At 66.0% G+C, this 23628-nt stretch carries 29 protein-coding genes; 14 read left to right on the top strand and 15 right to left on the bottom strand.

Features of this window, described 5'->3' with window-relative positions; translation table 11 throughout:
• Positions 1-153: 153 nt before the first annotated feature.
• Positions 154-3696 carry a DNA polymerase III subunit alpha gene (locus ABIE00_RS09635; protein ID WP_354259522.1) on the bottom strand — a complete coding sequence of 1181 codons (3543 nt, stop codon included), beginning with the start codon at positions 3694-3696 and terminating at the stop codon, positions 154-156.
• Positions 3693-4058 carry a DUF6504 family protein gene (locus tag ABIE00_RS09630; protein WP_354259519.1) on the bottom strand — a complete coding sequence of 122 codons (366 nt, stop codon included), beginning with the start codon at positions 4056-4058 and terminating at the stop codon, positions 3693-3695. Before ABIE00_RS09630 ends, ABIE00_RS09635 begins: the two co-directional genes overlap by 4 nt.
• Positions 4059-4200: 142 nt before the next feature.
• Between ABIE00_RS09630 and ABIE00_RS09625 the strand changes: the two genes are divergently transcribed.
• Positions 4201-4587 carry a hypothetical protein gene (locus ABIE00_RS09625; protein WP_354259516.1) on the top strand — a complete coding sequence of 129 codons (387 nt, stop codon included), beginning with the start codon at positions 4201-4203 and terminating at the stop codon, positions 4585-4587.
• Positions 4588-4732: 145 nt separating this feature from the next.
• On the opposite strand, the gene ABIE00_RS09620 is transcribed toward ABIE00_RS09625, so the two are convergent.
• Complete coding sequence (locus ABIE00_RS09620) at positions 4733-5059, bottom strand: chorismate mutase (RefSeq protein WP_331572896.1); 327 nt, start codon at positions 5057-5059, stop codon at positions 4733-4735.
• A gap of 48 nt (positions 5060-5107) precedes the next feature.
• Between ABIE00_RS09620 and ABIE00_RS09615 the strand changes: the two genes are divergently transcribed.
• Positions 5108-5497, top strand: coding sequence for a VOC family protein (locus tag ABIE00_RS09615; protein ID WP_354259513.1), 390 nt, complete (start codon positions 5108-5110; stop codon positions 5495-5497).
• 28 nt (positions 5498-5525) lie between these two features.
• Here ABIE00_RS09615 and ABIE00_RS09610 read toward each other — a convergent pair whose 3' ends face one another.
• The gene (locus ABIE00_RS09610; protein WP_354259510.1) at positions 5526-6275 is read right to left on the bottom strand and encodes an SOS response-associated peptidase; all 750 of its coding nucleotides are present in this window, start codon (positions 6273-6275) and stop codon (positions 5526-5528) included.
• 102 nt (positions 6276-6377) lie between these two features.
• Here ABIE00_RS09610 and ABIE00_RS09605 point away from each other — a divergent pair, with 102 nt between their 5' ends.
• On the top strand, positions 6378-6635 hold the full coding sequence (locus ABIE00_RS09605; RefSeq protein ID WP_078028863.1) for a mycoredoxin: 258 nt from the start codon (positions 6378-6380) through the stop codon (positions 6633-6635).
• A 105-nt stretch (positions 6636-6740) separates the two neighbouring features.
• Positions 6741-7718 (top strand): IS481 family transposase, encoded by a 978-nt coding sequence (locus ABIE00_RS09600; protein WP_354259506.1) that lies wholly within the window; start codon positions 6741-6743, stop codon positions 7716-7718.
• Positions 7719-7837: 119 nt separating this feature from the next.
• Here ABIE00_RS09600 and ABIE00_RS09595 read toward each other — a convergent pair whose 3' ends face one another.
• Entirely contained in the window at positions 7838-8089 is a 252-nt protein-coding gene (locus ABIE00_RS09595) for a hypothetical protein (protein ID WP_354259505.1), read from the bottom strand.
• A gap of 160 nt (positions 8090-8249) precedes the next feature.
• On the opposite strand from ABIE00_RS09595, the gene ABIE00_RS09590 reads away from it, so the two are divergent.
• Complete coding sequence (locus ABIE00_RS09590; protein WP_354259502.1) at positions 8250-8612, top strand: VOC family protein; 363 nt, start codon at positions 8250-8252, stop codon at positions 8610-8612.
• Between the two features lie 41 nt (positions 8613-8653).
• Here the strand turns inward: ABIE00_RS09590 and ABIE00_RS09585 are convergent, their stop codons facing one another.
• Both ABIE00_RS09585 and ABIE00_RS09580 read right to left on the bottom strand, forming a co-directional pair.
• The gene (locus ABIE00_RS09585; protein WP_354259499.1) at positions 8654-9058 is read right to left on the bottom strand and encodes a VOC family protein; all 405 of its coding nucleotides are present in this window, start codon (positions 9056-9058) and stop codon (positions 8654-8656) included.
• Between the two features lie 35 nt (positions 9059-9093).
• Positions 9094-9888, bottom strand: a complete 795-nt coding sequence (locus ABIE00_RS09580) for a lipoate--protein ligase family protein (protein WP_354259496.1) — start codon at positions 9886-9888, stop codon at positions 9094-9096.
• Between ABIE00_RS09580 and ABIE00_RS09575 the strand changes: the two genes are divergently transcribed.
• Complete coding sequence (locus tag ABIE00_RS09575) at positions 9887-10264, top strand: DUF2177 family protein (protein ID WP_354259494.1); 378 nt, start codon at positions 9887-9889, stop codon at positions 10262-10264. The two genes, ABIE00_RS09580 and ABIE00_RS09575, sit on opposite strands and share 2 nt — an antisense overlap.
• A 44-nt stretch (positions 10265-10308) precedes the next feature.
• On the opposite strand, the gene ABIE00_RS09570 is transcribed toward ABIE00_RS09575, so the two are convergent.
• Complete coding sequence (locus ABIE00_RS09570; RefSeq protein ID WP_354259491.1) at positions 10309-11112, bottom strand: thioesterase family protein; 804 nt, start codon at positions 11110-11112, stop codon at positions 10309-10311.
• 267 nt (positions 11113-11379) lie between these two features.
• Here ABIE00_RS09570 and ABIE00_RS09565 point away from each other — a divergent pair, with 267 nt between their 5' ends.
• Positions 11380-12084 (top strand): endonuclease/exonuclease/phosphatase family protein, encoded by a 705-nt coding sequence (locus ABIE00_RS09565; RefSeq protein WP_354259488.1) that lies wholly within the window; start codon positions 11380-11382, stop codon positions 12082-12084.
• 95 nt (positions 12085-12179) lie between these two features.
• Here ABIE00_RS09565 and ABIE00_RS09560 read toward each other — a convergent pair whose 3' ends face one another.
• The 3 genes from ABIE00_RS09560 to ABIE00_RS09550 all read right to left on the bottom strand — a co-directional run bounded on the left by ABIE00_RS09560 (position 12180) and on the right by ABIE00_RS09550 (position 13309).
• On the bottom strand, positions 12180-12368 hold the full coding sequence (locus ABIE00_RS09560) for a DUF1918 domain-containing protein (protein WP_331572919.1): 189 nt from the start codon (positions 12366-12368) through the stop codon (positions 12180-12182).
• Between the two features lie 82 nt (positions 12369-12450).
• Complete coding sequence (locus tag ABIE00_RS09555) at positions 12451-12801, bottom strand: TraR/DksA family transcriptional regulator (protein ID WP_354259484.1); 351 nt, start codon at positions 12799-12801, stop codon at positions 12451-12453.
• A complete protein-coding gene (locus tag ABIE00_RS09550; protein ID WP_354259481.1) occupies positions 12788-13309 on the bottom strand; it encodes an NUDIX domain-containing protein in 522 nt (173 codons plus the stop codon). Before ABIE00_RS09550 ends, ABIE00_RS09555 begins: the two co-directional genes overlap by 14 nt.
• Before the next feature lie 32 nt (positions 13310-13341).
• Here ABIE00_RS09550 and ABIE00_RS09545 point away from each other — a divergent pair, with 32 nt between their 5' ends.
• Positions 13342-13851, top strand: coding sequence for a metallophosphoesterase family protein (locus tag ABIE00_RS09545; RefSeq protein WP_354259478.1), 510 nt, complete (start codon positions 13342-13344; stop codon positions 13849-13851).
• Between the two features lie 99 nt (positions 13852-13950).
• On the opposite strand, the gene ABIE00_RS09540 is transcribed toward ABIE00_RS09545, so the two are convergent.
• The 3 genes from ABIE00_RS09540 to ABIE00_RS09530 form a co-directional block, all read right to left on the bottom strand.
• Entirely contained in the window at positions 13951-14127 is a 177-nt protein-coding gene (locus ABIE00_RS09540; RefSeq protein ID WP_003800599.1) for a CsbD family protein, read from the bottom strand.
• 96 nt (positions 14128-14223) lie between these two features.
• On the bottom strand, positions 14224-14664 hold the full coding sequence (locus ABIE00_RS09535) for a DUF1810 domain-containing protein (RefSeq protein ID WP_354259475.1): 441 nt from the start codon (positions 14662-14664) through the stop codon (positions 14224-14226).
• A gap of 8 nt (positions 14665-14672) precedes the next feature.
• A complete protein-coding gene (locus ABIE00_RS09530; protein WP_354259472.1) occupies positions 14673-14951 on the bottom strand; it encodes a hypothetical protein in 279 nt (92 codons plus the stop codon).
• A 414-nt stretch (positions 14952-15365) separates the two neighbouring features.
• On the opposite strand from ABIE00_RS09530, the gene ABIE00_RS09525 reads away from it, so the two are divergent.
• Positions 15366-16736, top strand: a complete 1371-nt coding sequence (locus tag ABIE00_RS09525) for an ammonium transporter (protein WP_354259469.1) — start codon at positions 15366-15368, stop codon at positions 16734-16736.
• 28 nt (positions 16737-16764) lie between these two features.
• Here the strand turns inward: ABIE00_RS09525 and ABIE00_RS09520 are convergent, their stop codons facing one another.
• Positions 16765-17421 carry a DNA alkylation repair protein gene (locus ABIE00_RS09520; protein WP_354259466.1) on the bottom strand — a complete coding sequence of 219 codons (657 nt, stop codon included), beginning with the start codon at positions 17419-17421 and terminating at the stop codon, positions 16765-16767.
• Between the two features lie 407 nt (positions 17422-17828).
• On the opposite strand from ABIE00_RS09520, the gene ABIE00_RS09515 reads away from it, so the two are divergent.
• The 5 genes from ABIE00_RS09515 (at position 17829) to ABIE00_RS09495 (ending at position 23502) form a co-directional block, all read left to right on the top strand.
• Entirely contained in the window at positions 17829-18992 is a 1164-nt protein-coding gene (locus ABIE00_RS09515; RefSeq protein ID WP_354259463.1) for a glycoside hydrolase family 16 protein, read from the top strand.
• 166 nt (positions 18993-19158) lie between these two features.
• Positions 19159-20808 carry an HNH endonuclease gene (locus ABIE00_RS09510; RefSeq protein ID WP_354259460.1) on the top strand — a complete coding sequence of 550 codons (1650 nt, stop codon included), beginning with the start codon at positions 19159-19161 and terminating at the stop codon, positions 20806-20808.
• A 96-nt stretch (positions 20809-20904) separates the two neighbouring features.
• Positions 20905-21798 (top strand): ribonuclease Z, encoded by an 894-nt coding sequence (locus ABIE00_RS09505; protein WP_354259457.1) that lies wholly within the window; start codon positions 20905-20907, stop codon positions 21796-21798.
• 44 nt (positions 21799-21842) lie between these two features.
• Positions 21843-22967, top strand: coding sequence for a 23S rRNA (uracil(747)-C(5))-methyltransferase RlmC (rlmC, locus tag ABIE00_RS09500; RefSeq protein WP_354259454.1), 1125 nt, complete (start codon positions 21843-21845; stop codon positions 22965-22967).
• Positions 22968-23115: 148 nt separating this feature from the next.
• Positions 23116-23502: an Hpt domain-containing protein gene (locus ABIE00_RS09495; RefSeq protein ID WP_354259452.1), complete on the top strand. Its 387-nt coding sequence runs from the start codon at positions 23116-23118 to the stop codon at positions 23500-23502.
• Positions 23503-23628: the final 126 nt, after the last annotated feature.

Genomic DNA, 23628 nt, shown 5'->3' with positions numbered 1-23628 from the left:
GTCTCCTATTCAAAGTTCAGGCTTCGTAGCTTGTGGCGTACGGGGACCACAGCCAGCCTCGTCAATGTTATCTGTTGCTGAAGTGGCGAGCCAAAGCGCCACGGCGGCAGCCAAGGGGAACACCGCGGAGTTCCGGCGGAAATGGACGGCGGGTCAGCTTCCCAGTCCGGTGATGGCCAGGTTCCTGCCGATGCCTTCGAGCGGCCCCGGCTGCCTAATTTCCTCAGGCACAGCGATCGGTGCAGATTCAGGGAACGGCAGGGTATCCACCTGGCTGAGGTCCCAGGCCATGCTGGCGCTCAGGCTGATGCCGCGCGGACCGGTCCGCCGGGTGGTTCCCCGGATAAGCAGCAGCCGGGTGCCGAACAGCAGCGGTCCGGCGTGCTCCTGCGCCTCGTGGAAGAACACGGAATCCACGCACCCGGTACCGTCGTCGATGCTGATGAAGACCACCCGCCTGCCGCCGCGCATGGGCGGGGTCTGGGTGGCGATCCTCACGCCGGCAACCAGGACCTCCGTGCCGTTGCGCAGCCCAAGCAGCTTGTCCGCTGTGGTGACGCCCAGCCGGTCCAGAAGGGGCCGGTGGCTGGACATCAGGTGTTCGCTGACGTCAACAGCCATCAGGTCAAGTTCTGCCCGGACGTTCTCCACTGTGGTGGGTTCCGGCAGCCCGGCTTTGACGTTCCGCAGTTCGACGTCCCCGAGGGGCAGCGCGAGCTGCCCCTCAACGATGCCGGCGCCTTTCTTTGCCGGCTTGCTCTGCAGGCTTTGCAGGTGCTGGACAAGGTCTGCCCGGTTGGCCGTCCCGCCGGACTCCCGGTGCAGGGTATCGAAGGCACCGAGCTGGGCGAGCCGCTTGATGCTTGGCTTGCTCAGCCTGGAGCGGTCCCTCAGGTCCGCCAGGGAGTCATAGGGCTGGCCCGCAACGATCCGCTTCAGTTCAGAACCGGACAGCCCGAAGATGCCGTTGAGGCTCAGCCGGATGCCCAGCTTCCCCTGGTCGGGGCCTTCCGCGACCCGTTCCACCCTGTACTGCGCACCGCTGCGGTTGATGTCCAGCGGAAGGATGGGGATCCCCATGCGGCGTGCTTCGGCCACCAGGAGCCGCTTGGGGTACATCCCGGGATCGTGCTCCCACAGGCCGGCAAGGAACGCTTCCGGGTGGTGGGCCTTCAGCCAGGCCGACTGGTAGGTGGGCACGGCAAAGGCGGCGCCGTGGGCTTTGCAGAACCCGAAGCTGGCGAACGACTTCAGGGTCCCCCAGACCTTGTCCACGACGTCCGGTTTGTATCCCCTGGCTTTTGCCTCGCGGCGGAAATACTCCTCAACCTGGCCAACCAGGGCGTCGTTGCTCAACGCCCTGCGGAACTCGTCTGCTTTCGCCAGCCCGCAGCCGGTCATCACATCGAAGGTCCGCAGGATCTGCTCATGGAAGACAGTCACCCCGTGGGTTTCCTGGAGCACCGGCTTCAGGTCCGGGTGCGGGTAGGTCTCCGGCGCGAAGCCGTGCCTGTGTTCGAGGAAGGGCCGGACCATGTCAGATTTCATGGGGCCGGGGCGGAACAGTGAGATGTCGATGATGAGGTCGTTGAATTCACGCGGGGCCATCTTGCCCACGAGCTCCCGCTGGCCTGGTGACTCGATCTGGAAGCATCCCAACGTGTGGGTGCTTCTGATCAGCTCGTATGTTGGCTCATCGTCCAGGGGCACGGCATTGAGGTCGATAAGCCCGTCCTCGGTGATGTAGTCGGGTCCGTTTCCGCCAGGGCCAACGGGATGTGCTCCGGCAGCCACAACTTCCGCCTTGGAGGGATGGATCCGGATGATCTCCCGCACGGCAAACGCCATGGCGCTTTGCATCCGGACGCCCAGGACATCCAGCTTCAGCATGCCCATGGGGTCCATGTCGTGCTTGTCGAACTGGCTCATGGGCAGGCCAAGGCCGCTGGGCTGGACGGGGGTCCGGTCCAGCAGGGTGGCATCCCCGAGGATCACACCGCAGGGGTGCATGGAGATGTGGCGGGGAAGGCGGTCCAGCCGTTCGGTGAGGTCCACCAGCAGGTCCAGTTGCTGATTCCCGGTGAAGTTCCGCTGTTCCACGCGTCCGGCGAACTCGCGGAGTTCCGGCTTTTCCTCCAGCGCCTCGCGGAACTTCCGTGCCGAGAAGCGCCACAGCTGTTTGGCGATCTCGCCGACATCACCGTCGTCCATTCCCAACGCCATGCCGGCGTCCCGCACCGCACCGCGAGCGCGGTAGCCGTTCTGCATGCTCATCAGCGTGACGCGCTGGGAGCCGAACCGGTCAAAGATCTTCCGGTAGACGTTGTGCCGCTCCGCGCTTTCCACATCTATGTCGATGTCAGGCAGGGTGGACCGGTCCCCGGAGAGGAACCGTTCGAAGATCAGGTCATGCTGGAGCGGGTTCACCTGGCTAATGTCGATCAGGTAGTTCACCAGGCTGGAAGCCCCCGATCCCCGCGCTGCCGCCCTCACGCCCATGTCCAGGATCATGCGGGAAACCTCGGCCACGGTGAGGAAGTAGGAGGCAAAGCCAAGGCGGGCAATGATCTTCAGCTCATGCTGCAGCCGGATGCGCATGTCCGCTTCCGCCTTCCCGGAGATGCCGGGGAAGCGCCGCGCAATTCCGGCTTCGCACCGCTGGGCGAGTTCTGCCAGCGGATCCCCTTCAATGCCGATGACGGAGGCCTCGGGGACCACCGGCTGCTTCCAGCCCATGTCAGACTCGGGATCCATGCGGCAACGGTCCGCGAGCGCCTCAGTCTGCGACAGCAGCACCTGGACATCGGCGGACCCGTAGCCGGCGGCATGGATGATTTCCTTGCCCAGCTCCACCATTTGGTCCGGGGTTTTCAGCCAGCCCTGCCCGTTGGGCTGGAGCAGCGGCGCGGCGGAGAGCTCTGGCAGTGACTTCAGCGTGCGTGCGGAGTCCAGGACGTCGGCGGTGGCGGCACCGTCCTCCTCGCAGTAACGGACTGCGTTGGTGAGCACGGCCGGCACGCTGTACTCCTGAGCCAGCTTGAGCATGCGGACCGCATGGGCCGTGCTCATTGGCTCCCCCGGTGCACTGAGGTGGGTGACGATCTCTGCCGCGACGCTTCCGGCCGGCATGGCGTCCAGCCAGCCCTTGAACAGGGTGCGGGGGCGGAGGTACCGCCGGCCGCCCAGTGCCAGCCCGACGTCGGAATCCGGTCCCAACAGAACGGTGAGCACCGGTTTCAGGGTTTCCGGTTCCAGGACGCGTGAGGCGAGTTCAGCCCTGGTGACGGCGACCGGCACTGTTCCCCCGGCCTTGCCCGAGGTGCGGGCGTGTGCGTCTGAGATCAGCCGGCACAGGGCCTTGTACCCTGCCCCGTTGTTGTGTCCGTGCGCAAGCACTACCACCCGCCCGGTGACGCGGTCCGCGGAAAACCGGGTTTTGGAAACCCTGGCATCAGGCAACCCGACCCCGTGGTCACCCTCGTCGTCGAACACTGACAGGTCGACGCCGACCACGGGGTCAATCCCGGCAGCCATGCATGCCTTGAGGTGCTTTACGGTGCCATACAGGCCGTCCCGGTCCGTGCAGCCCAGGGCGGTTGCGCCCTGGGCCGCTGCCGCCTGGGCGAGTTCATCCGGCCAGGAGACGCCGTAGTGGGCGCTGAAGGCGGTGGAAACGTGTAGGTGAGTGAAGCTCATGCTGATTTTTGCCGGAGTGCGTCTCTGGGTTTGAGGGCGTCGTGGATCCGGAGCAGCCGCCAGCGTCCGCTGCCGGTATGCCGCACCAGGTCAAGGGTTAGTGGTTCAGCCGGTTCTGCAGCCGGAGTTTCCGGCGGGCTGCTTCTGCCGGCAGGGCGGACCTGCACCCGCCAGATCTCATGGTCCACAAGCCCGGGGCCGCTTCCCAGCGGGGCACGCCGTTCTTCGGCCCACCACTGGCGGCGTTCGTACCAGCGCAGGGGTTCAGCGCAGACCCGGTATTCCCTGCCGCCCCACCGAAGCTCCGCCGGCTCACCTGTAGGTGCGCAGACGACGTCAACAGACTCGCTGAACGTTCCCATGGTGCCTCCGGATACCAATCCCATCCTGCGGATAATACACAGGTAGTCGAATATGTATTCGAATAGTTCCAGTCTACGCCGGGCCGGGGACAAAACCTAGATGGGTGTGGACGGACGGCGGCTCACAGGGCAGGATGGTCCCATGAGTTCCAATGACGCGCTCCTGAAGCAGGTAAGCATCGCCGCCAAAGAAAGCACATTGGTGGCCAGGTTCGATATCGACGGCAGCATTCCAGCATCGGGCGCCTTTGTTGTGGGGCTCGTTGCTGCCACTCCGGATTATTCACATCAACGGAGGCTGGGAATCGAGTTCATGAACGGCGAGGCGGTCTCGATCTACTCCTTCAGCCACGACGGCACGGAGGAGAACTTCGACATCAGCAGCGTTGAACACTCGGGCAACACCATCACGGGCAACTTCCCCATGAGCACGGTTATGGGGCTCGACAAGAGCCACCTCATGTCCGCGTTCAGCGAGGCCGACGGGCGGGAATTCCAGTCCGGCGTCCCTGTCGAGGAGAAGCTCTAGAGGGTCAGCGGCCCCGCGAGCGGCACCGGGCAGCAGCCCGATCGGCCGCCCCGCGGCCCCGGCGTGCCTATGGACAACGGCTGGACAACATCGTGCCAATGGACGACTCAGGCGATCATAAACAGTTCACGCGACTGTAAACAGCTCAGCTGTTGTCGTTGTGGATTTTCATCTCAAGCTCGATGAACTTCGAGATCATGGCCCGGTACGTGGTTTCCACGATGTCCGGGTCGATTTCTTTTTTCTCGGCGGCCTGGCGCACGTGCTCGATAACCCGCTCCACGCGGCCCGGGGCCCGCACTTCAGCGTCATCACCCTTCAGGGTTCCCGCGATGCGGATCAGGCGTTCGCGGCGGGCAATCAGCGTGACGATCTGCTCGTCCACCTCATCCACCGCGACCCGCACGGCGGCGAGCTGTTCCCGGTCTGCCTGGGCGTTTTTCTCGTCTCCGTGATTTGTGGGCATGATCATGACAGTATCGAACCATGCAGCCCAGAGTCGATTTTATTTCATTGGGAAGTGCGCAGCGTGGCCGCCTCCCGGCGCTTCTATGTGGAGGGCCTGGGCTGGCCGGTCCACCGCGAGGTTCCCGACGAAGTCATCTTCATCCAGGCCAACCACGGCCTGATTCTCTCCCTGTGGGATGCCGGGCAGATGCAAGCTGAGGCCGCCGTCGACGCCCCTTCCGCCGTTCCCTGCATTACGCTCAGCCACAACGTGGGCACTGCGGGGCAGGTGGACCAGGTGATGGCGCAGGCAGAGTCGGCCGGCGCCGCCGTCGTGGCTCCTGCCAAGACCCAGCCATGGGGCGGCTACACCGGATACTTCGCGGATCCTGACGGCTTCCGCTGGGAAATTGCGTTCAACCCCACCTGGACAGTGGACGACGGCGGACGGGTCACCGTCTGACCGCAGGCCCGCCCGGACCCGCAGCGTGTCAGAAGAGCGCCTCCACCGGTTCGATGAGCTCGGGAGAGTTGTTGCGGACGTTCCCCACCGCCTTGCCCACGGAATCCACGCGCCAGCCGGCGGCAACCTCGTTCACGCCGGACCGGACCAGATCCACGAGGCCGGCGGCGTCATCCGCCTGCGGGTCAAGCCAGGCCGCCATGGTGTCGCGGCTCATCGGGAGCGGGACACGGTCGTGGAGGGCGGTGAGTTCGGCGAACACAGTCCCTTCAGATCCCGCCGGCGGCGAGTCCGCCGTCATGATGGACATGGACAGCATCCACTGTGCGGGTTCGCCCGGGGGCACGGACGGGTCCTTCCACCACTCGTACAGTCCGGCGAAGGCGATGGCGGACTCGTCCCGGGGATGGACGTAATAGGGCTGCTTGCTGCGGCCCTCGCCCTGCTTCCATTCGTAGTAGCCGTCCGCCGGGACCGCGCAGCGCCTCGACTGCACGGCCTTGCGGAACGCCGGTTTCTCGAGGACCGACTCGCTCCTGGCATTGATCATCTTCGCGCCGATGGCCGGGCTTTTTGCCCAGGACGGCACCAGACCCCAGCGTGCGACGTGCAACTGGCGGACCGTGTCGCCGTCGATAAGCCGTTCCAGGACAATGGGCGCGCCGTCGGTGGGCGCAACGTTCCACGACGGCGGGATTTCAGTTTCATTCTCAAGTTCGGCGTCGAATTCGGCCAGCAGATCCCCCACTGCCCGGGCCATGACGTAGCGTCCACACATGGCACCAGCATGCCATTGCAACAGAGACGGGGGAATACCGGCGCCCGGGTTACGGTTGTGGGGAAGGAAACCGACAGAACCATATCAATCCGAGGAGAGCCCGTGGACTTTACCCCCGAAGACGGCACCATCACCATGTTCTCGACCACCTGGTGCGGCTACTGCAACCGGCTGAAGAAGCAGCTGGACGCCCAGGGCATCGGCTACACCGAGATCAACATCGAAGAGGTCGACGGCACGGCCGAGCTCGTGGAGCAGATCAACGGCGGCAACCGCACGGTCCCCACCGTCCTCTTCCCGGACGGCACCGCCGCCACGAACCCGTCCGCAGCCGAGGTCAAGAGCAGGCTCGCCGCCTAGGTGTAATTCCCAGGGACGTTGTGAACAGCGTGGCGTGATGTAAAGGGCGAGGGCCTCCGGTATCGATTTGGGTTACCACACTCATCTCGACGCCAGGAGGCCCTCGTGTCCTACGTTACCCATGCCAATGCCGACCTGACACCTAAGGCCAGGGGGAAACTCGCTTGTTTGGTCATCGAGCAGGGCTGGACGCTGCGCCGGGCCGCGGAGCGGTTCCAGTGCTCGCCGGCAACGGCCAAGAAATGGGTGGACCGCTACCGGGCCTTGGGTGAGGATGGCATGGCTGATGCGTCGTCCCGGCCTCGACGGAGCCCGAACCGCACGCCCGCGCGCACTGAGCGACGGATTGTGGCGCTGCGTTTCACACGCCGCTGGGGACCGCACCGGATCGCTGCCCACCTTCACCTGGCCCGCTCGACCGTGGGCAAGGTTCTGGCCAGGTACCGGATGCCGAGGCTGGCCTGCCTGGACCAGGGCACCGGACTGCCCGTCCGAAAGCCGGCGCCGCAACGCTATGAACACGAGAACGCCGGGGATCTGGTCCACGTGGACATCAAGAAGCTCGGACGAATCCCCGATGGCGGCGGACACCGCGCCTTGGGACGTGCCAGGGGTCGGCGGAACCGCCGTGCCGGGACCGGGTACGCGTATCTGCACCACGCCGTCGATGACCATTCGCGTCTGGCGTACTCAGAAATCCTCGGCGATGAGAAAAAGGAAACCGCTGCCGCTTTCTGGATCCGGGCCGTCGCGTTCTTCGCCGCGCACGGAATCACCGTCAAGGCCGTGCTCACCGATAACGGATCCTGCTACCGCTCCCGGGCCTTCGCAGCTGCCCTGGGCCCGCACGTCAAGCACCGGCGGACCCGCCCCTACCGGCCGCAGACTAACGGCAAGGTCGAACGCTTCAACCGGACCCTCGCCAGTGAATGGGCCTACGCCAGGCCCTACACCTCAGAAACCGAGCGCGCCGCCACCTACGAGGTCTGGCTCCACCACTACAATCACCACAGAACCCATACCGGCATCGGCGGCAAGACCCCCATCAGCCGCGTTCACAACCTCAGTGGGAATTACACCTAGGGCAGACGCCCCGGCAAGATTGACAGCAGGAAAAACCAGTAAAGGCACCGGAATCCGGTGCCTTTACTGGTTTTGTGACTTTTGCTGTTGCCTGCCCTGCGGCTCAGGCCCTCGGCGAATCAGACCTTTTCGCCGATCCTGTCCTGCACCCGCCCGGGCGCGTGGGCTTGCCTGCGGCGGGGCTCCTTGCGGCGGGCCAGGAAGGCCCACAGCCTTGTCTCGTCCGCGTGGCTCCGGGGTTCCGGATGGTCCACGGGCAACGGGTTGCCGTGCGCAGCTTCCGGCTGTGCCGGTTCCCGGTGCGCCTCAGGCTTTTGGACGGTATCCTTTCGGGTGTCCCAGCCGAAATCCGCCCGCGATGAATAGCACATCACCGACCTCCTTTTCAGCGGCTGTTCCTTAATCGTCCTCTTCCCGGCGTTTGAAATCGACAGCTCTGGGTATGAAAATTCCGGGCCCGGCGACGCTTCCGGCGGTGGCCAGTCCGGCGCGTTACAGTTCGAGTTCCTTCCCGCGTTCCAAAGGATTGCTGTGAACCCAGTTTCCCCGCAGATCGGCACCGTCTTTGTCCCCGTCAGCGATATCGAGGAAGCCCGTGACTGGTATTGCGGCATGCTGGGCGTTCCCGCTGATGACAAGGTCCTGCTGGACCACCTGTACATCCTCCCCATGGAGGGGACCGGCCTGGTCCTGGACAGCAGGATCTACTCCCCCGGCGCCGTCTTCCAGGTTCCGGCGTTCCACTTCAACACCGCGGACATCCATGCTGCCCACGCATTCATGAAAGCCCGGGGCGTGGAACTCACGGACGTCAACGACGACCAATGGTTCAACTTCCGGGACCCGGACGGAAACGTCCTCATGATCTGCCAGATCCCCCCGGCCACCGAATAACCCCGTCGCGGAGGGCGTTCTGCGTCCGGCCGCCACCGCGATCAGGATGTTGCGAGCCGTGCCTCGGGGATCTTCGGCTCGAACAGTTCGATCGGATTGCCGGAGGGATCTTCGATCAGTACCTGATTGCCTCCGACACCGGTGACGATGTCATTTCGGAACGGCACGCCCGCGTCGCGGAGCGCCCGGACGGTTGCCGCGAGGTCGGACACCTCGAGCGTGATTCGGTTCCAGCCGCCCGGCGCGGGACTGGTGCCGTCGGGCATGCTTCGGCCTCCCCCACCTTGGCGGCCCGGAGCACTGAGCAGCAGCCTCAGATCGCCGCGGTCGAGCATGGCAAAAGGCGGAGCGGGATGCATGACGAGCTTGAATGTCAGATGTTCGCAGTAGAAGTTGATCGCAGCATCGACATCATCGACGATATAGCGCACGCTTACGGTTGCCATAAGGAGACCTCCTCGCCCTGCACCCAGCAATACGCTCAGGGTCGCGGCCTGTCAACGCTGCGGTGGAGGCTGCTGAAGTCCGCCGGGCCCATCGTCGCGTAGTCCGCGTAGGTGCGGACCACCGCGTCCTCGATGGCCTGCACGTTCAGGCCGGGCACGAGGTCGTCGACCGCACCGGCTGTCGCCGGATCCCAGTCCAGCCCCAGGGCCGCGTAGCTGGCGGTGAGCACCTCGCGGATGGGGGCCGAGTTCTCCACCACGACGACGGAACTGAACAGCCAGGCGCCGGACACCACACGCTGGGCCGTACCCACCAGCTTGATCCGGTGCGCGGGAGCCACGGGGGCGAAGCCGTGGACGCTGTATTCACCGGGGCAGTACTCGCCGGGGATTTCACCGACGGCGGCGTGCACGCCCACGCTCTGCAGCGCCCCCGCCAGCATCTCGCCGAAAAAGGCGAACCGGCCCTTGGCTCCGGCAATGGCGTCGCTGTGCGGCTCCACGTGGTCGATGATGAGGGTGCCCTCGTGGTACGCGGCAGCGCGGCCTCCCGCCTTGCGGATCAGCGGTTCGAACCCCAGGTCACGACAGGCCTGGGCGGCGGTGCCGAAGCCTGGCAGGCGGGTGTCGCGCTGGCCGAAGGCAACAGTCGGTGCGGGCCGGTACAGCCGAAGGGTGGGTCCGATGTCCCCGGCCCTGGCCTTGCCGAGGAGCTCGATCCCGAAATCGAGGTCCCGGACGGCACCGAGGGACTGCTCCTGCCGGACGAGGGTCAGAGTCCGTGAATCAGCCCCGGCCTGCTGCATGTTGCTAAGCTCCCTTATGGTCATGTTGCAATTCCTGGTCGTCGCCGCTGCCTTCGCCGTGATCGACGCCGTGTGGCTCAAGCTCATGAACCCGTTCTACCGCAGCCACATCGGTGATTTGCTGGCCAGCCGGCCCAATCTAGGGTACGCCGTGGCGTTCTATTTGATTTACATTGCGGGCATCGTTTTCTTCGCCCTGCGGCCGGCGCTCGACGGCGGCACCTGGCTGACCGCCGTCGGCCACGGGGCGGGGCTGGGCGCCTTTGCCTACGCAACGTACGACCTCACCAACGCGGCGACGCTCAAGACCTGGCCGCTGCAGCTCATCGTCGTGGACATGGCATGGGGCGCCCTGCTGACCGCCCTCGCCACGCTGGCGGGCTGGCTGGTCTTCCACTAGGCGGCCAACGGTCGCCGGGCAGCCAGCGGCCAGCGGCAAGCGGGTCAGCTCCTCCGCAGCGTGAGGATCTGTTCCGCCCGCCCGAACGGGCCGGACAGGTCGTGGAGGACGGTCGAGGTGAGGCCGATGCCGTCGGCACCAAAGGACACGGCGTTGTCCAGTCCCAGCCACTCGCCCTCCGGCCGCCGGTACATGTGGATCTGGAGGTCCAGATTGGGGAACGCCCAGCTATCCTTGCCCGGCGGAACCCGCGCGGCAATACCGTTGGCGGTGTCCACCAGCCCCATCAGCCTTGCCGTGTCCGTGCTGTCGTTCCCGTCCGTCAGCGGATGGTCCGTGCGCAGCCACACCTTCCCGGCGCCTGGCCGGTGACCTTCCGCCACCCTCATTTCCAGGGATCGGATGTACCCACCCGGCCACACGCTCGCGCCGTCGTAGGGCTTGCATTCGTCCGGCGAGGGGATGGCGCCGTCCTCGACGGCGGCCACCGCGGACGTATCGCTGGTGATCATGCGCCAGGCCGTCGCCCTGATGGCCACGCGGCCGGCCGCCACCAGCTCAGCCTGCAGCAGCTCGATGGTGCGTCCCGGGCGCAGCGTGGTGGTGACGATGTCAAACTCACCGCCGGGGATCAGTCCCAGGATTTCGTAGCTGAGCCTGGCCATCCGCATGTCGCCCCGGGGCTCATGCCGGTCCAGCTGGTCAGCCAGGAGTCCCGATGCCGGGGCCATGTGCTGTTCGTGGGCGTTCCAGGCCCCCTGGGCGTGGATGGTGGAACGGAAGCGGCCGCCCCCCAGGTCCTGGTAGTAGAAGTCGCCGTCGGCGAGTTCCGGGAGTTCAGCAGTCAACGTTGACTCCTTCAAAGCGTGATCGGTTAATCCCGGTTCACTCTATCGCCTCCGGGCGGGCGGAGCCGCCCTTGGCGCGGACCGGCAAGGCAACAAGTGGGGCAGCACGCGGCGGTCAGGGGCCGCAGCGGTCAGTGGGATCAGGCATACGTCCGGCGCGGCATATTTTTGCTCCGCCGGACGCGCGCTTAATGTCCGGATCTCCATATGATGATCTGGGTAGACTCGGAGACTGGTCCTTCTAGCAGCCCTCGGAAGAGGTGTTCAATGCGAGTTATTAGCTACAACCTCCGCAAGCACAAGGCGAGCGGCGAACTGATGAGTCTGGCCCGCAACTTTGGGATAGATGTCCTCTGCCTTCAGGAATGTGACTCATCCGATCTGCCTGACACCCTCGGCCCTCTCCATCTGGCCGACTACACCAAGGGCAACAGGCTGGGCCTGGCTATCTACTACCGGGCTGACCGCTTCACGGCACTCGATACCCAGACCTTCGCCCTGAAGAAGTCCATGCACGACCGCGTGATGGCACCGGCCCATGAGCGGCTGATCGGCACCCGGATGGTGGACAACGAAACCGACCACGAACTGGTGGTGGGCTCGTTCCACGCCGCCCCGCTCACCGCGTCAAACTCGCTGCGGCGCAAGCAGATCCACGCGGCCCACGCCGAACTGCTGAGCATGGGCACCGGGCTCATGACACTGATGGTGGGCGACTTTAACTACCCGTTCTTCACCAAGAGCCTTGACGCGCACATGAAGAACTCCGGCTACGCGCTGTCCCTGAGCAACCGCAGGACATACACCCGGTACAAGGTCTTCAAGGGCCACTTCGACTTTGCTACATCACTGGGCCTGGACATTGAAAGCGTGGAGACGCTGCCCCGGGGAAAGTCTGACCACCTGCCCATCCTGGTGACGGCCGAATACGGTGCAGACCGGGCCCCGATCAAGGGGCAGCCGGTTTCCTGAGACCACAGCGAGCGCCACGGCGACGAAACCGGTAATGATGGCCGGGACTGCGACCAGGATCCGGTCGGGCCGTGGCGGTGCGGTTATCCGGGCAACTAAGTGGTGTGGTGCTCGACGGTAAAGTCGCCGCCGGGGTACAGGATGGTCTCGTGGCCATCGTCAAAACGGACGTGGTACGGCGGCGCTCCGTTCTGGCCCTTGACCTCCAGAATCTCACCGTGGCGGTCCGAAGACTCCACTGTCCTGCCCCGGATGATGATGCGGTCTCCCTGGGTTGCCTGCATGGCAATCACCTCCAAGCCCTAGAGTACGATGCTCTTCCCTTCCGCGGAACAGGTCCGGGGCATCCTCGGTGAAGTGGTGGGATTACGCCCGGCCCCCAGTGTGGCGGATGCAGAAAGGCGTCCAGGGGCGGGCCTCCAGCCGCCCTTCGGCGATCGGCTCCCCGCATACCGTGCATATGCCGTACGTGCCCGTGCGGATCCGCTCGAGGGCGGCGTCCACTTCCGCCAGTCCGGACCGGCTTTGATCCAGGAGTGCGGACGCCTGCGAGAGTTCGAAGGCGATGGTGGCTCCCTCGGGGTCATGCTCGTCGTCGACATTGGCGTTCTGCCGGGCGGCATTGGCCGAGGCTATGTCCGCGCTGAGCGCCGGCAGCAGGGCGAGCTTCCGCGCCCGTTCCTCTTCCAGCAGCAGCCGGAACTTATCGGTGTCCATCGCCAATGCCGTCCAGCAGCCTGCCTCGCAGCTCCGGCCAGGAGGCGGCGAAGGTAGGGTGCAGGTTGATGCCGGCCACCTCTTCGACGGGAATCCACAGCAGTTCGATGCTCTCCGGGTCATTGATGGCCGGTTCGAACGGTTCCAGCACCCGTACCGCCACGGTGGTGTAGGACCAGTAGCCGACGTCGAACACGGACGTGAAGAGCAGTTTGACGCTCTCTTCGGGAACGGCCGCTTCCTCGTGCGCCTCGCGCAGTGCGCCCGTCACGGCGTCCTCGCCCTGGTGCAGTGCGCCGCCGGGAAGTCCCCAGGTTCCGCCGTGGTGGCTCCATGTGGCGCGGTGCTGCAGCAGGACGCCCTTCGCGGGATCATGGGCCAGCAGGCCCGCCGAACCGAAGCGCCCCCAGAACTTCCCCCGGTCGCCCTCCACCCACGCGTCGCCCGGGTCGCGGGGGCCAAGGGGACGGCGGGGATCACCCGGTGAGGGCGGAATGATTTTCTCCATCGTCCCAGTCTGCCTCATGCGAAGATGCTTCGATGAGCCTCCGCCTGGTCCTTGTTGCCGACACCCACGTCCCGAAGCGCGCCCGGGCACTGCCTGAACAGGTGTGGGCCGCCGTCGAAGAAGCGGACGTGGTGTTCCACGCCGGTGACTGGGTCAGCGAGGGCCTGCTGGACGAGTTCGAACAGCGCAGCCGGCGACTGGTCGGCGTTTACGGTAACAACGACGGCGACGGGCTCCGGCGGCGCTTGCCCGAGACTGCTGGCGTGACGCTCGACGGCGTTCGGTTCAGCATGATCCACGAGACCGGTCAGGCGAAGGGCCGGGAGCAGCGTTGCGAGGCCCTCTTTCCGGATACCAACGTGCTGGTTTTCGGCCACTCGCACATTCCCTGGGACACAGTGGGGCCCGGCGGAATGCGCCTGCTCAACCCCGGCTCCCCCACGGACCGCCGCCGGCAACCAGTCTGCACGTACATGACCGCCGTCGTCGTGAACGGCAGTTTGACCGACGTCCAGCTGGTGGCGGTCGGCACCAAGCCCTGACCCGCGCACAGGAAAGGGAGCCCTGCCCGCAGTTCCAGGCAGGACTCCCTTCGAATCTCCGCTGCAGACGGAGAGCCAGACGTGGTGATCCTGTTTTGCTCAGTCCTTCTTGAAGGCGTCCTTGACCTTTTCACCGGCCTGTTTCAGATCGGCCTTCGCCTGGTCAGTCTTGCCCTCGGCTTCGAGGCCCGGATCGTCGCTGGCCTTGCCAGCCCCCTCCTTGGCCTTGCCGCCAAGCTTTTCCGCTGCATTGTCGATCTTGTCGTCCAGACCCATGCCACTGTCCTTCCGTCTGCCCAGCCCGCTGGCTGCAGGCTGGCTCGTCTTCCCAGTCTAGGTCCGCCACCTATCCGGGTGAAGGGCAGCTACCACTTAGCTGGGCGGGCCCGCCAACAGCCTGTCGGTGGCGGCGTCGGCCTCCCCGCCAAAGTAGTGTTCCAAAACGCGCCGGAATATCTGTTCTTCGGGGGCCGCCCGCAGGAACAGCGTCATGGAGGACTGAAGCTTCCGGGAGTCGATCCCGCCGAAAATCTCCGCCGCGCCGCGGTTGCCCACGTTATCCACCGCCGTGGCGCATTCGATCAGCCGCGGTCCCAGCACGGGATGCTGCAGATATGCCCGGGCTTCATCGAGGGATGCGATGGCATACCTTCTGGAGGTGGCGCTTTGCCCGAGGCCGGCAACCTGGGGAAAGACGAACCACATCCAGTGGCTGCGCTTGCTGCCTGCGCGGAGCTCCTGCAGGGCCTGGGGGTAGGTGGCACCGTCATTCTGCGCAGTGAGGAACCGCTCCAAGTCATAGGGGTCGTTCATGGCAGTCCCTAGCTGGACACGTCCCGTTCTATGTCCTCGGCGAGTTCATCCACGTCCTCGGGCCGCATGCTGATGCCGGCGCCGTCCAAACGTTCCTTGAGGACGTGGCTCACATCGTCGTCTACATGGCCCAGCCGAATCTCGTCGCGCACCTCCTCGGCGATGTCTTCGACGGTGCCGGGGCTGGTGTTCTCCGCCCCTGCCGTGGTTTCAGCGGCTTCCGCCGCAACATCCGCGTGCGGATTCTCAGTGAAATAGTCATCGCCGGTAGCTGCAGATTCAGTCATATCCCATGGTGGCGGCCCCGCTCAGATACGGTCAACAGCTCCGGCAAGGAAACCATCCGGCGCCGGGCAGGAAACCATCCTGTGCCCCGCTACCGCCCCGGCCGTGGATATGTTTCATTCATGTGCTGGTAACGCGGCCTTCCAGGGGCGCCTTTCACGGCCTTTGACCGACGAGCCCCCGGGTTCCCGGCAAAACAACGGCGGCGCCGGTCGAAAACCACCCCGGCCAACAGACTCCGTTAACAAACCCGAAACATGGCAGTCACGCGGGCTTTACGTAGGCGCGATTTTCGAAACGCCCGTGTAACCTTCCACGCCCAGTACCGAAACATGAATCCCCGAATATCAATGAGGGGCGTGGCACCGGCATCAGCGGGCCGCGGAAAGGATGAGTTTCCTGGGAAGGGAAAACGCGTGGAAATCACTGCGGCGAACGTTTGGATGATGGTGTCGGCGGCACTGGTGCTGCTCATGACCCCGGCACTGGGGCTCTTCTACGGCGGCATGACACGGGCCAAAGCCTCCCTCAACATGATCATGATGAGTTTCGTGTCCGCCGGTATCGTCGGCGTCGTCTGGGTGCTCTGGGGCTACTCCATGAGCACCGGCGAAGGCGTTCTGGGCCTGTTCGGCAACCCGTTCGCCAGCTTCGGCCTGAGCAGCCTCATGGGCACCCCCGACCTGATCAAGGCCGGCTTCGCCGGAACGTTTGCGATCCTCACCGTGGCCCTCATCAGCGGTGCGATTGCCGACCGCGCCAAGTTCACCGCCTGGGTACTTTTCGTGCCGATCTGGATCACTGCCGTCTACTGCCCGCTCGCATTCATGATCTGGGGCGGCGGCCTCATGAGCCAGGGTGGAGCGGTCACCGCCATCTTCGGCCAGGTCATCGACTTCGCCGGCGGCGCCGTCGTCGAAATCAGCTCCGGCATCGCCGCCCTGGTACTGGCCGTGATCGTCGGCAAGCGCCACGGTTTCGGCAAGGACCCGGGACACCGCCCGCACAACGTTCCGTTCATCATGCTCGGCGCCGGGCTCCTCTGGTTCGGATGGTTCGGCTTCAACGCCGGCGCCGCCACCACCGTAGAACAGGCCGGACTGATCTGGGTCAACACCCTCGTTACCCCGTGCGCCGCCATGCTCAGCTGGCTCCTCACCGAAAAGGTGCGCCACGGCCACCCCACCTCCCTGGGCGCAGCATCCGGTGCCGTCGCCGGGCTGGTGGCCATCACGCCTTCGTGCGCCAACATCAGCCCAGTGGCCGCCATCGGCCTGGGCCTGGTGTCCGGCGTAGCCTCAGCGCTCTTCGTCGAGCTGAAGTTCAAGTACGGCTACGACGACTCCCTGGACGTTGTCGGCGTGCACCTGGGCTCCGGCCTGGTGGGCACCCTCGCCCTCGGCTTCATCGCCCTCCCCGTCAACGGCGAAGGCGGCGGGCTCTTCTACGGTGGCGGCGTCCAGCAGCTCATCGCCCAGACGGTGGCCGTCCTCATCACGCTCGCACTCTCCGGACTGGTAACCGCTATCATCGGCCTTGCGATTCACAAGACCATCGGCTTCCGGGTCAGCCATGAGGCCGAGGTGGCCGGCGTCGACCGGTCCGAGCACGCCGAGAGCGCCTACGAATTCGGCAGCATGGGGCATAGCCAGTTCCACCCGCTCCGCCAGCACTTCGCCGCCGTTCCGTCCGTCCACCCGGCGGACACGCCTGCCGGTCCCGCCACGGAGGGCGACGTTTCCCCCGAGGCGGCGGAGGAACTGCAGCCCGCACCGGCTTCCGCCTAGTACCCCAGCAGCGCCCCGGATCCGCGGGTCAATGGCGGAAGGCGAGCCGGAGCTCGGGCCTTCGCTCCGCCACGGCATCCAGTACGGCTTCAACGCCCTCCCGATCAGGGCGGCTGCCCGCCGTCGTCGTTGCAGTTGGTGCGTCAGCTGCGATTTTGGCGCGCCGCACGAAACCGTCCCAGTCACCGCCACCCGCTCTGAGTGCCCGCAGGGGCGCCATCAGCGACGCGCGGCGGAGCCAGACGTCCGGGTCCCCCGCCCACCGGTCCAGCACCGCATCCGCACGCCCACGCTGCTGCCCCTCGAGCCCCTCCACCAGCGGGCCAACCACATCGACGGCGAGCGGGTCGACCAGCGTCGGCATGTGAGCGTCCCGCACAAAGCCCTCAATGCGCGTCAGGTCGGAGTTGGTCAGCAGCTCCACCTTGGACTGCAGGAGGACGACGGCGGCCAGGCGCCGCTCATAAACAGGCACCTCCCACAGCTCGGAACTCAGGGCGGTGACATCATCGTGCGCCAGTGCGGCATGACGGCGAAGGGCGTCACGGACCGTTCCGCGCACCGCCCCCACCGACGCCCCGTAGTACCGCATCGCACTGCCGAACCGGTGACGCATGTCCTCGGCCCGGTACCACGACGCCTCGCGCTGCAGGGTGTCGTCCACAAATTCGCCGGCAGCACTCACCCGCCCATTCTTTCGGCCAGGCACCGGGCAGTCCAACTCCGCACCTGATGCGGGTCCTCATGTTCGACGGCGGGGCGACCCCTTTTGTGGACGGCAGTGGACCCTGTTTCCGGCCTGCGTCATAAAAGTGTTCCCGCAGGTCAGTCAAGGGAAACCACCGCACGGCCCGCCCGCGGTCTCCGTGACGCTTTGCGGGCGTTGGTAACGGTCAAGTAACGTTGACGCCTGTTCCCATGGGACGGCCCCGCTGGGGGTCCCGGAGGCCAGCGCTGGGCTCCGGATGCGCAGGGCGGCAGTCAGGCCGCTCCGGCCCCGACGACCGGGGCCCAGAATCGCTTCGTGCTGTTCTTTTTCCACCTAGATTGTGGCTGCCTTCTGCGCGGCAGCCGTTTGCCCGGAGGGGTCTTTTGCTTAAGAAGAACATAGCCATTGCCATTAGCATCGGCGCGCTTTCGCTGACCGGCTGCGGTCTCACTCCCTCCGCGGAGCAGGCCGCCGAACATACTGCTGCCGCAGCCGGATCGCCCGCCACCAGCCAGGCCGCCGTCGCATCGTCCCCGGGCTCCACAGCCGCGAAGAGGGCATCGGCCGTCTCGGCGTCGAGCGCCACCAAAGCTGCGGCAGCGAAGGCTGCCGCAGCCAAGAAGGCCGCTGCTGCGAAAGCTGCTACGGCAAAAGCCGCAGCTGCCAAGACGGCAGCAGCGAAAGCTGCGGCTGCCAAAGCTGCTGCATTGACGGAGACCGCTGCTCAAGCCGCCGCTCCGGCGAAGGCCGCGACCGACGTCGTCGCCCCTGTTGCTGCCGCTCCCGCCCCTGCCGCCGGGGCCGCGGCGCCGAAGGCAGCGGCGGTTCCCGCCAAGACCGCGCCCGCTCCGGCCGCTGCCGCTCCGGCCGCCGCCGCTCCGGCAGCGTCCACGACGGGAAGCGGCACCCAGGCCGCAACCACTCTCGGTTGGGGTTCGGTCGTCACCGGTGACGAGTTCAACTACACGGGCGCTCCGGACGGCACAAAGTGGAGCGTCTACAACAGCTCCGGCCATGCAGGCAATGGCCTGCGCAGTCCCAAGGCGTGGTCAGTGGCCAACGGCGTGGCAACCGTCAGCGGTGACTCTGCGGGAACCACAGGCGGCATGTCTGCAAAGTTCGCGAAGCAGAAGTATGGCCGCTGGGAAACCCGCATGAAGACGAACCAGCGTGATCCGGAATACCATCCTGTCCTCATCCTGTGGCCCGACACCAAGTCCTCGACCTGCGCCGAGATCGACTACGCCGAGAGCACCTCCGAAACGGCACTGGTGAAGTTCTTCCTGCACTACGCCTGCAGCGGCTCCAGCAAGCAGACCTACGCCACGAAGGCCGTTGACACTACCCAGTGGCACAACTACGCGGTGGAGTGGACCCCCACGGGCATCACCGGTTACATCGACGGCGTGAAGACGTTCACCGACACCAACCCGGCCCACCAGCCCTCCGGTACCATGCACCAGACGCTGCAGCTCGACTGGTTCCCGGACGGTTCCAGCCTCACGCCTTCCCAGATGCAGGTCGACTGGGTGCGCGTCTACAAGTAAACAGCCCACCTGTCACCAAGGGTGCCCGCTTTGAGCGCGGGCACCCTTGGCTGTTTAATGCCCCATTCCTGAATGCCCCAGCGGATTCAGGAAGATTTTTTGAATCCGCCCAAATCAGGTGCCGGATCGGCCCTTTATTGTCGGACCCCCTTGGCAGACTGTGTCCATGGACGGCTTCGGGAGTTCGGCAGTGACAGCGGGGGCGCCGCACGGCGACGCGCTGCATGGTGCCGTGGTTCCTGACGGTTTTTTCCACGACCCTGACGCCGCGGTTCTCGACACCGATCCGTACTACGGGCTGCCGTACGACGACGATCTCGACGCCGTGTATCCGGTGTCGTTGCCGGAGGACCCGTTTCCCGAGGTCCTGTTTGCGGACCGTTCTTTCGATGGGGACCCCTTTGATGACGGGCCTTTTGATGACGGCGGCGTCCATGACCGTGGAACTACGCCCGGGTGTTTTCTCCCGGCAGCTGATCTCACGGCTGACAGTGCCGGGCTGATCGATCAGGTCCGCGGGTACGAGAACGTCAAGTGCTGGGCCGCCGGGCAACAGGCGCGGCTTTCGGTGGCCTTCGAGGCCCGGCTCCGGCAGGAACCCACCGACCGGCCGCCCCTGGCCGCCAAAGACCTGGGCAAGGACCGCGCCAGAGACCGGGATCTGGGCGCGGCCGAGCAGATCGCGCTGGCCCGCGGTGAATCCCCAAACCGCGGGCACCGGCTGCTCGGCATGTCCAAGGCCCTGGTCACCGAGATGCCGCACAGCCTGGCCGCACTGGACACCGGCCAGCTCAACGAAGAACGCGCCATGCACCTCGTGAAGGAAACAGCCTGCCTGAGTCCGTCCGACCGGGCCGCCGTGGATGAGGAACTCGCCGCCGACACCGGAACCTTCAACGGCGCCGGAACCCGGGCCGTCATCGCCGCCGTAAAGGCCGCCGCGATCCGCCGCGACCCCCGGTCCGTCACCCAGCGCGCCCGCCACGCCGCCTCGGAACGCAGGGTGAGCCTGCGCCCGGCACCGGACTGCATGACCTACCTGACAGCACTGCTGCCCGTCCACGAAGGCGTCGCAGTTCTCGCCGCACTGACCCGGAACGCCGACACCCTCCACGCCGCCGGCGACCCCCGCTCCCGCGACCAGGCCATGGCCGACACCCTGGTCGAATCCACCACCGGCACCCCCGGCGGCATCACCGGCATCGAACTGAACCTCGTCATGACCGACCGCACCCTCCTCCAAGGCGACACCGAACCCGCCCGCCTCCCGGGCTACGGCATCATCCCCGGCGCCTGGGCCCGGGAACTCATCACGCAAGGACAGGGACAGGGACAGCGACAGGGGCAGGGACAGGGAGAGCCGGGCCGGGTCCAGCCCGCGGCGCGCGATGCGGCTGCGGTCGATCCAACCAGCCTGACAGAACTCAAGATCTGGCTCCGGCGCCTCTACACCGCCCCCGGAACCGGCGACCTCGTCGCCATGGACTCCAAGCGGCGGCTGTTCCCGGCACCGCTGCGCCGCTTCATCCACATCCGCGACGACACCTGCCGCACCCCCTACTGCGATGCCCCGATCCGCCACCACGACCACATCATCCCCTGGCACGATAGCGGCGACACCTCGTTGAGCAACGGCGCGGGGCTCTGCGAAGCCTGCAACCACACCAAAGAACTCCCCGGCTGGAAAGTAAAACCCCGGCCGGGACCGAGACACACCATCGAAATCACCACCCCCACCGGCCACACCTACCACTCCACCGCACCACCCCTGCCAGGCAAGTCCATAGGAAATCCCACGCTGCCGGGTTCCATTTGACGCCCGTGTACTGGAAGATGCCTGCGAGCGCCGCCGTTGGGGCATCCGCGGCGTCATCTGCCCGCCTGCTGCCGGGCCTGTGAGACACTCGGTGCCATGCGCGAACTCGTCGTCCTTGGCACCGCATCGCAGGTCCCGACGCGGACGCGCAACCACAACGGCTACCTGCTGCGGTGGGACGGCGAGGGACTACTCTTCGACCCCGGCGAAGGCACCCAGCGGCAGATGATCCATGCCGGTGTCTCCGCCAGCCAAATCACCCGCATCTGCCTGACCCATGTCCACGGTGACCATTGCTACGGGCTTCCGGGCGTGCTGTCCCGCATGGCCCTGGACGGCGTGAAGCACCCGGTATACCTGCACTATCCCGCGTCCGGAGAAGATGTTGTCCGGGCGCTCGTCTCCGTGGCCTCGCCCGGCATCGACCTTCGCCTGCGGCCCCACTCCGATGCCGGGGAAATCGCCCCGGGGCTCGAGGTGCGGCCCCTCCGCCACCGGATCGAGACCTACGGCTACCGGCTGACCGAGCCGGATGGCCGCACGATGCTGCCGGAGCGGCTGGCGGCGGCGGGCATTACGGGCCCGGACGCGGGTCTTCTGCAGCGAGAGGGCGTCTTGCGCGGTGTGCGACTTGAGGACGTCAGCATTCCCCGCCCGGGACAGGGCTTCGCCTTCATCATGGACACGGCACCGTGCGAGGGAGCCGAAGGGCTGGCCGACGGCGTGGACCTCCTCGTCACCGAATGCACCTTCAGCGACGACGACGCGTCGTTGGCGGCACAGTACGCGCACCTCACGGCCGGGCAGGCCGGGGCCCTGGCCGCCAACGGCGGCGCCGGGACCCTCATCCTCACCCACTTTTCGTCCCGGTACGGGGAAGTGGATATCCTGGCCCAGCAGGCACGGGCCCGCTCAGGAGGCACCGCCGTCGTACCTGCCAATGACCTGGACCGGATCAGCCTTCCCAAGCGGCAGCGGCCGCCCTCCTGACGGGGACCGGAAGAAGCCCGCAGAAAAAGTAGAATTAACCAGACATGCAATGTTCCTACTTTGATGCCGCGCGCTGCCTCTCCTGCACCCACATGGGCAGGCCCTACCACGAGCAGTTGGCCGGCAAGCAGCTCCACTGCCAGACACTGCTCTCCGACCATGCGTCGGTAGAGTGGCTGCCGCCTGCGGCGAGCCGCGAGTCCGGATTCCGCAACAAGGCCAAAATGGTGGTGGGCGGAACGGCGAAGAAACCCACCATCGGGATTCTTGACGCCGAGGGCCGCGGCGTTGACCTGCGCGAATGCGGCGTCTGCTCCCCTGGCCTCCTCGCGTGCTTCCCTGTCCTGGCGGCCTTCATCAGCCGGGCCCGCCTGACGCCCTACGATGTTCCGCGGCGTAGCGGCGAGCTCAAGCACCTGATCATCACGGAATCCCCCGATGGCGAGATCATGCTCCGTCTGGTCCTGCGTTCGGAAAAGCTGGTGCCGCGCATCCGCGAGCACCTTCCCGCGCTCCTGGGCACCCTGCCGCAGGTGAAGGTTGTCTCAGTTAATCTGCACCCGGAACACAAGGCAGTTCTGGAAGGCGACCGCGAAATTCTGCTCACCGGACAGTCCACGCTGCGGATGCGGGTCAATGAGCTCGACCTCCACCTCCGGCCGCAGAGCTTCTTCCAGACGAACAGCGACATGGCAGCGGCCCTGTACCGGCAGGGGCGGGAGTGGGTCAACGAACTGGCTCCGGCGTCTGTCTGGGACCTGTACTGCGGCGTCGGCGGTTTTGCCCTGCACTGCGCCGATCCGTCCCGCGATGTCACCGGCATTGAAACCAGCCGCGAAGCCATCGTTTCGGCCAGGCTCAGCAGCGACGAGGCAGGCCTGCAGCGGATGCATTTTGAGGCGGGCGATGCCACTGCCTTTGCCGTCGCCGCGGACCGGGCGCCCGAGCTGGTTATCGTCAATCCGCCACGGCGCGGCATCGGCAAGGAACTGTGCGGCTGGCTGGAAGCGTCCTCCGTGCAGCACGTGGTGTACTCCAGCTGCAATGCGCAGTCACTGGCCCGTGACCTGGCGGCGCTCCCCTCGTTCACCGCCCGGCGGGCACGGGTGCTGGACATGTTCCCGCAGACCACGCACTACGAGGTCATGGTGCTGCTCGAACGGTCCTAGCGGCCTCCCGCATTCTTGATCCGAACATCGGCAAATGTTTCTCCCGTCTTGAGGTCCCCGCGGGACAGTGTCCGGTAAGCCGCGCAGCAGGGGTCGCGGCACGGACCGATGGGCAGGACATGCAGGGGACAGCAGCAGGCGGTGCACGATGAATGGCGCAGAGGACATCCCCGTCCTTGACGCCGGACCGCTGCAGACCCTTGCCACCGAGGTGGGGCCTGCCTTCGCAGAGGCCTTCATCGATGACTACCTTCAGATGTTGCCCGACCGGGCGTCGAAGATCCTTCGCGCCCTGGCCGGCGGTGACCCGCGGATGGCGGCGGACGCCGTCGTCAGCCTGAAGGCGACTTCCGCCATGGCCGGTGCCCTGCGTCTCGAGCGCTGCTGCAAGGAACTGGAATCACGCATCCGGCGCGGGCAGCGGCTCGAGCCCGATGCGGTCAGGGCAGTGCTGTACGCGAACATTCGGCTGCTGGTGCGTGAAGCCGGGCGGCAGGGGCACCTCCCGAAGTCACGGCCCAAGGGCCAGGACTAAGCACGACGGCGCGTACCCGGTGCACCGTGGGTGGGGGCACCGTGGTCGGGCGCACCGGAGCAAAGCCGCCTGATTCCCCGCCGCCCGCGGACGTAGAATCGTCGGACAGGATCGCCTGAAGATCAG

Source organism: Arthrobacter sp. OAP107 (assembly GCF_040546765.1).
Taxonomy (GTDB): Bacteria; Actinomycetota; Actinomycetes; order Actinomycetales; family Micrococcaceae; genus Arthrobacter.
Note: the sequence above shows the minus strand (reverse complement) of the source record. Positions and strands in the feature narration are given on the sequence as shown.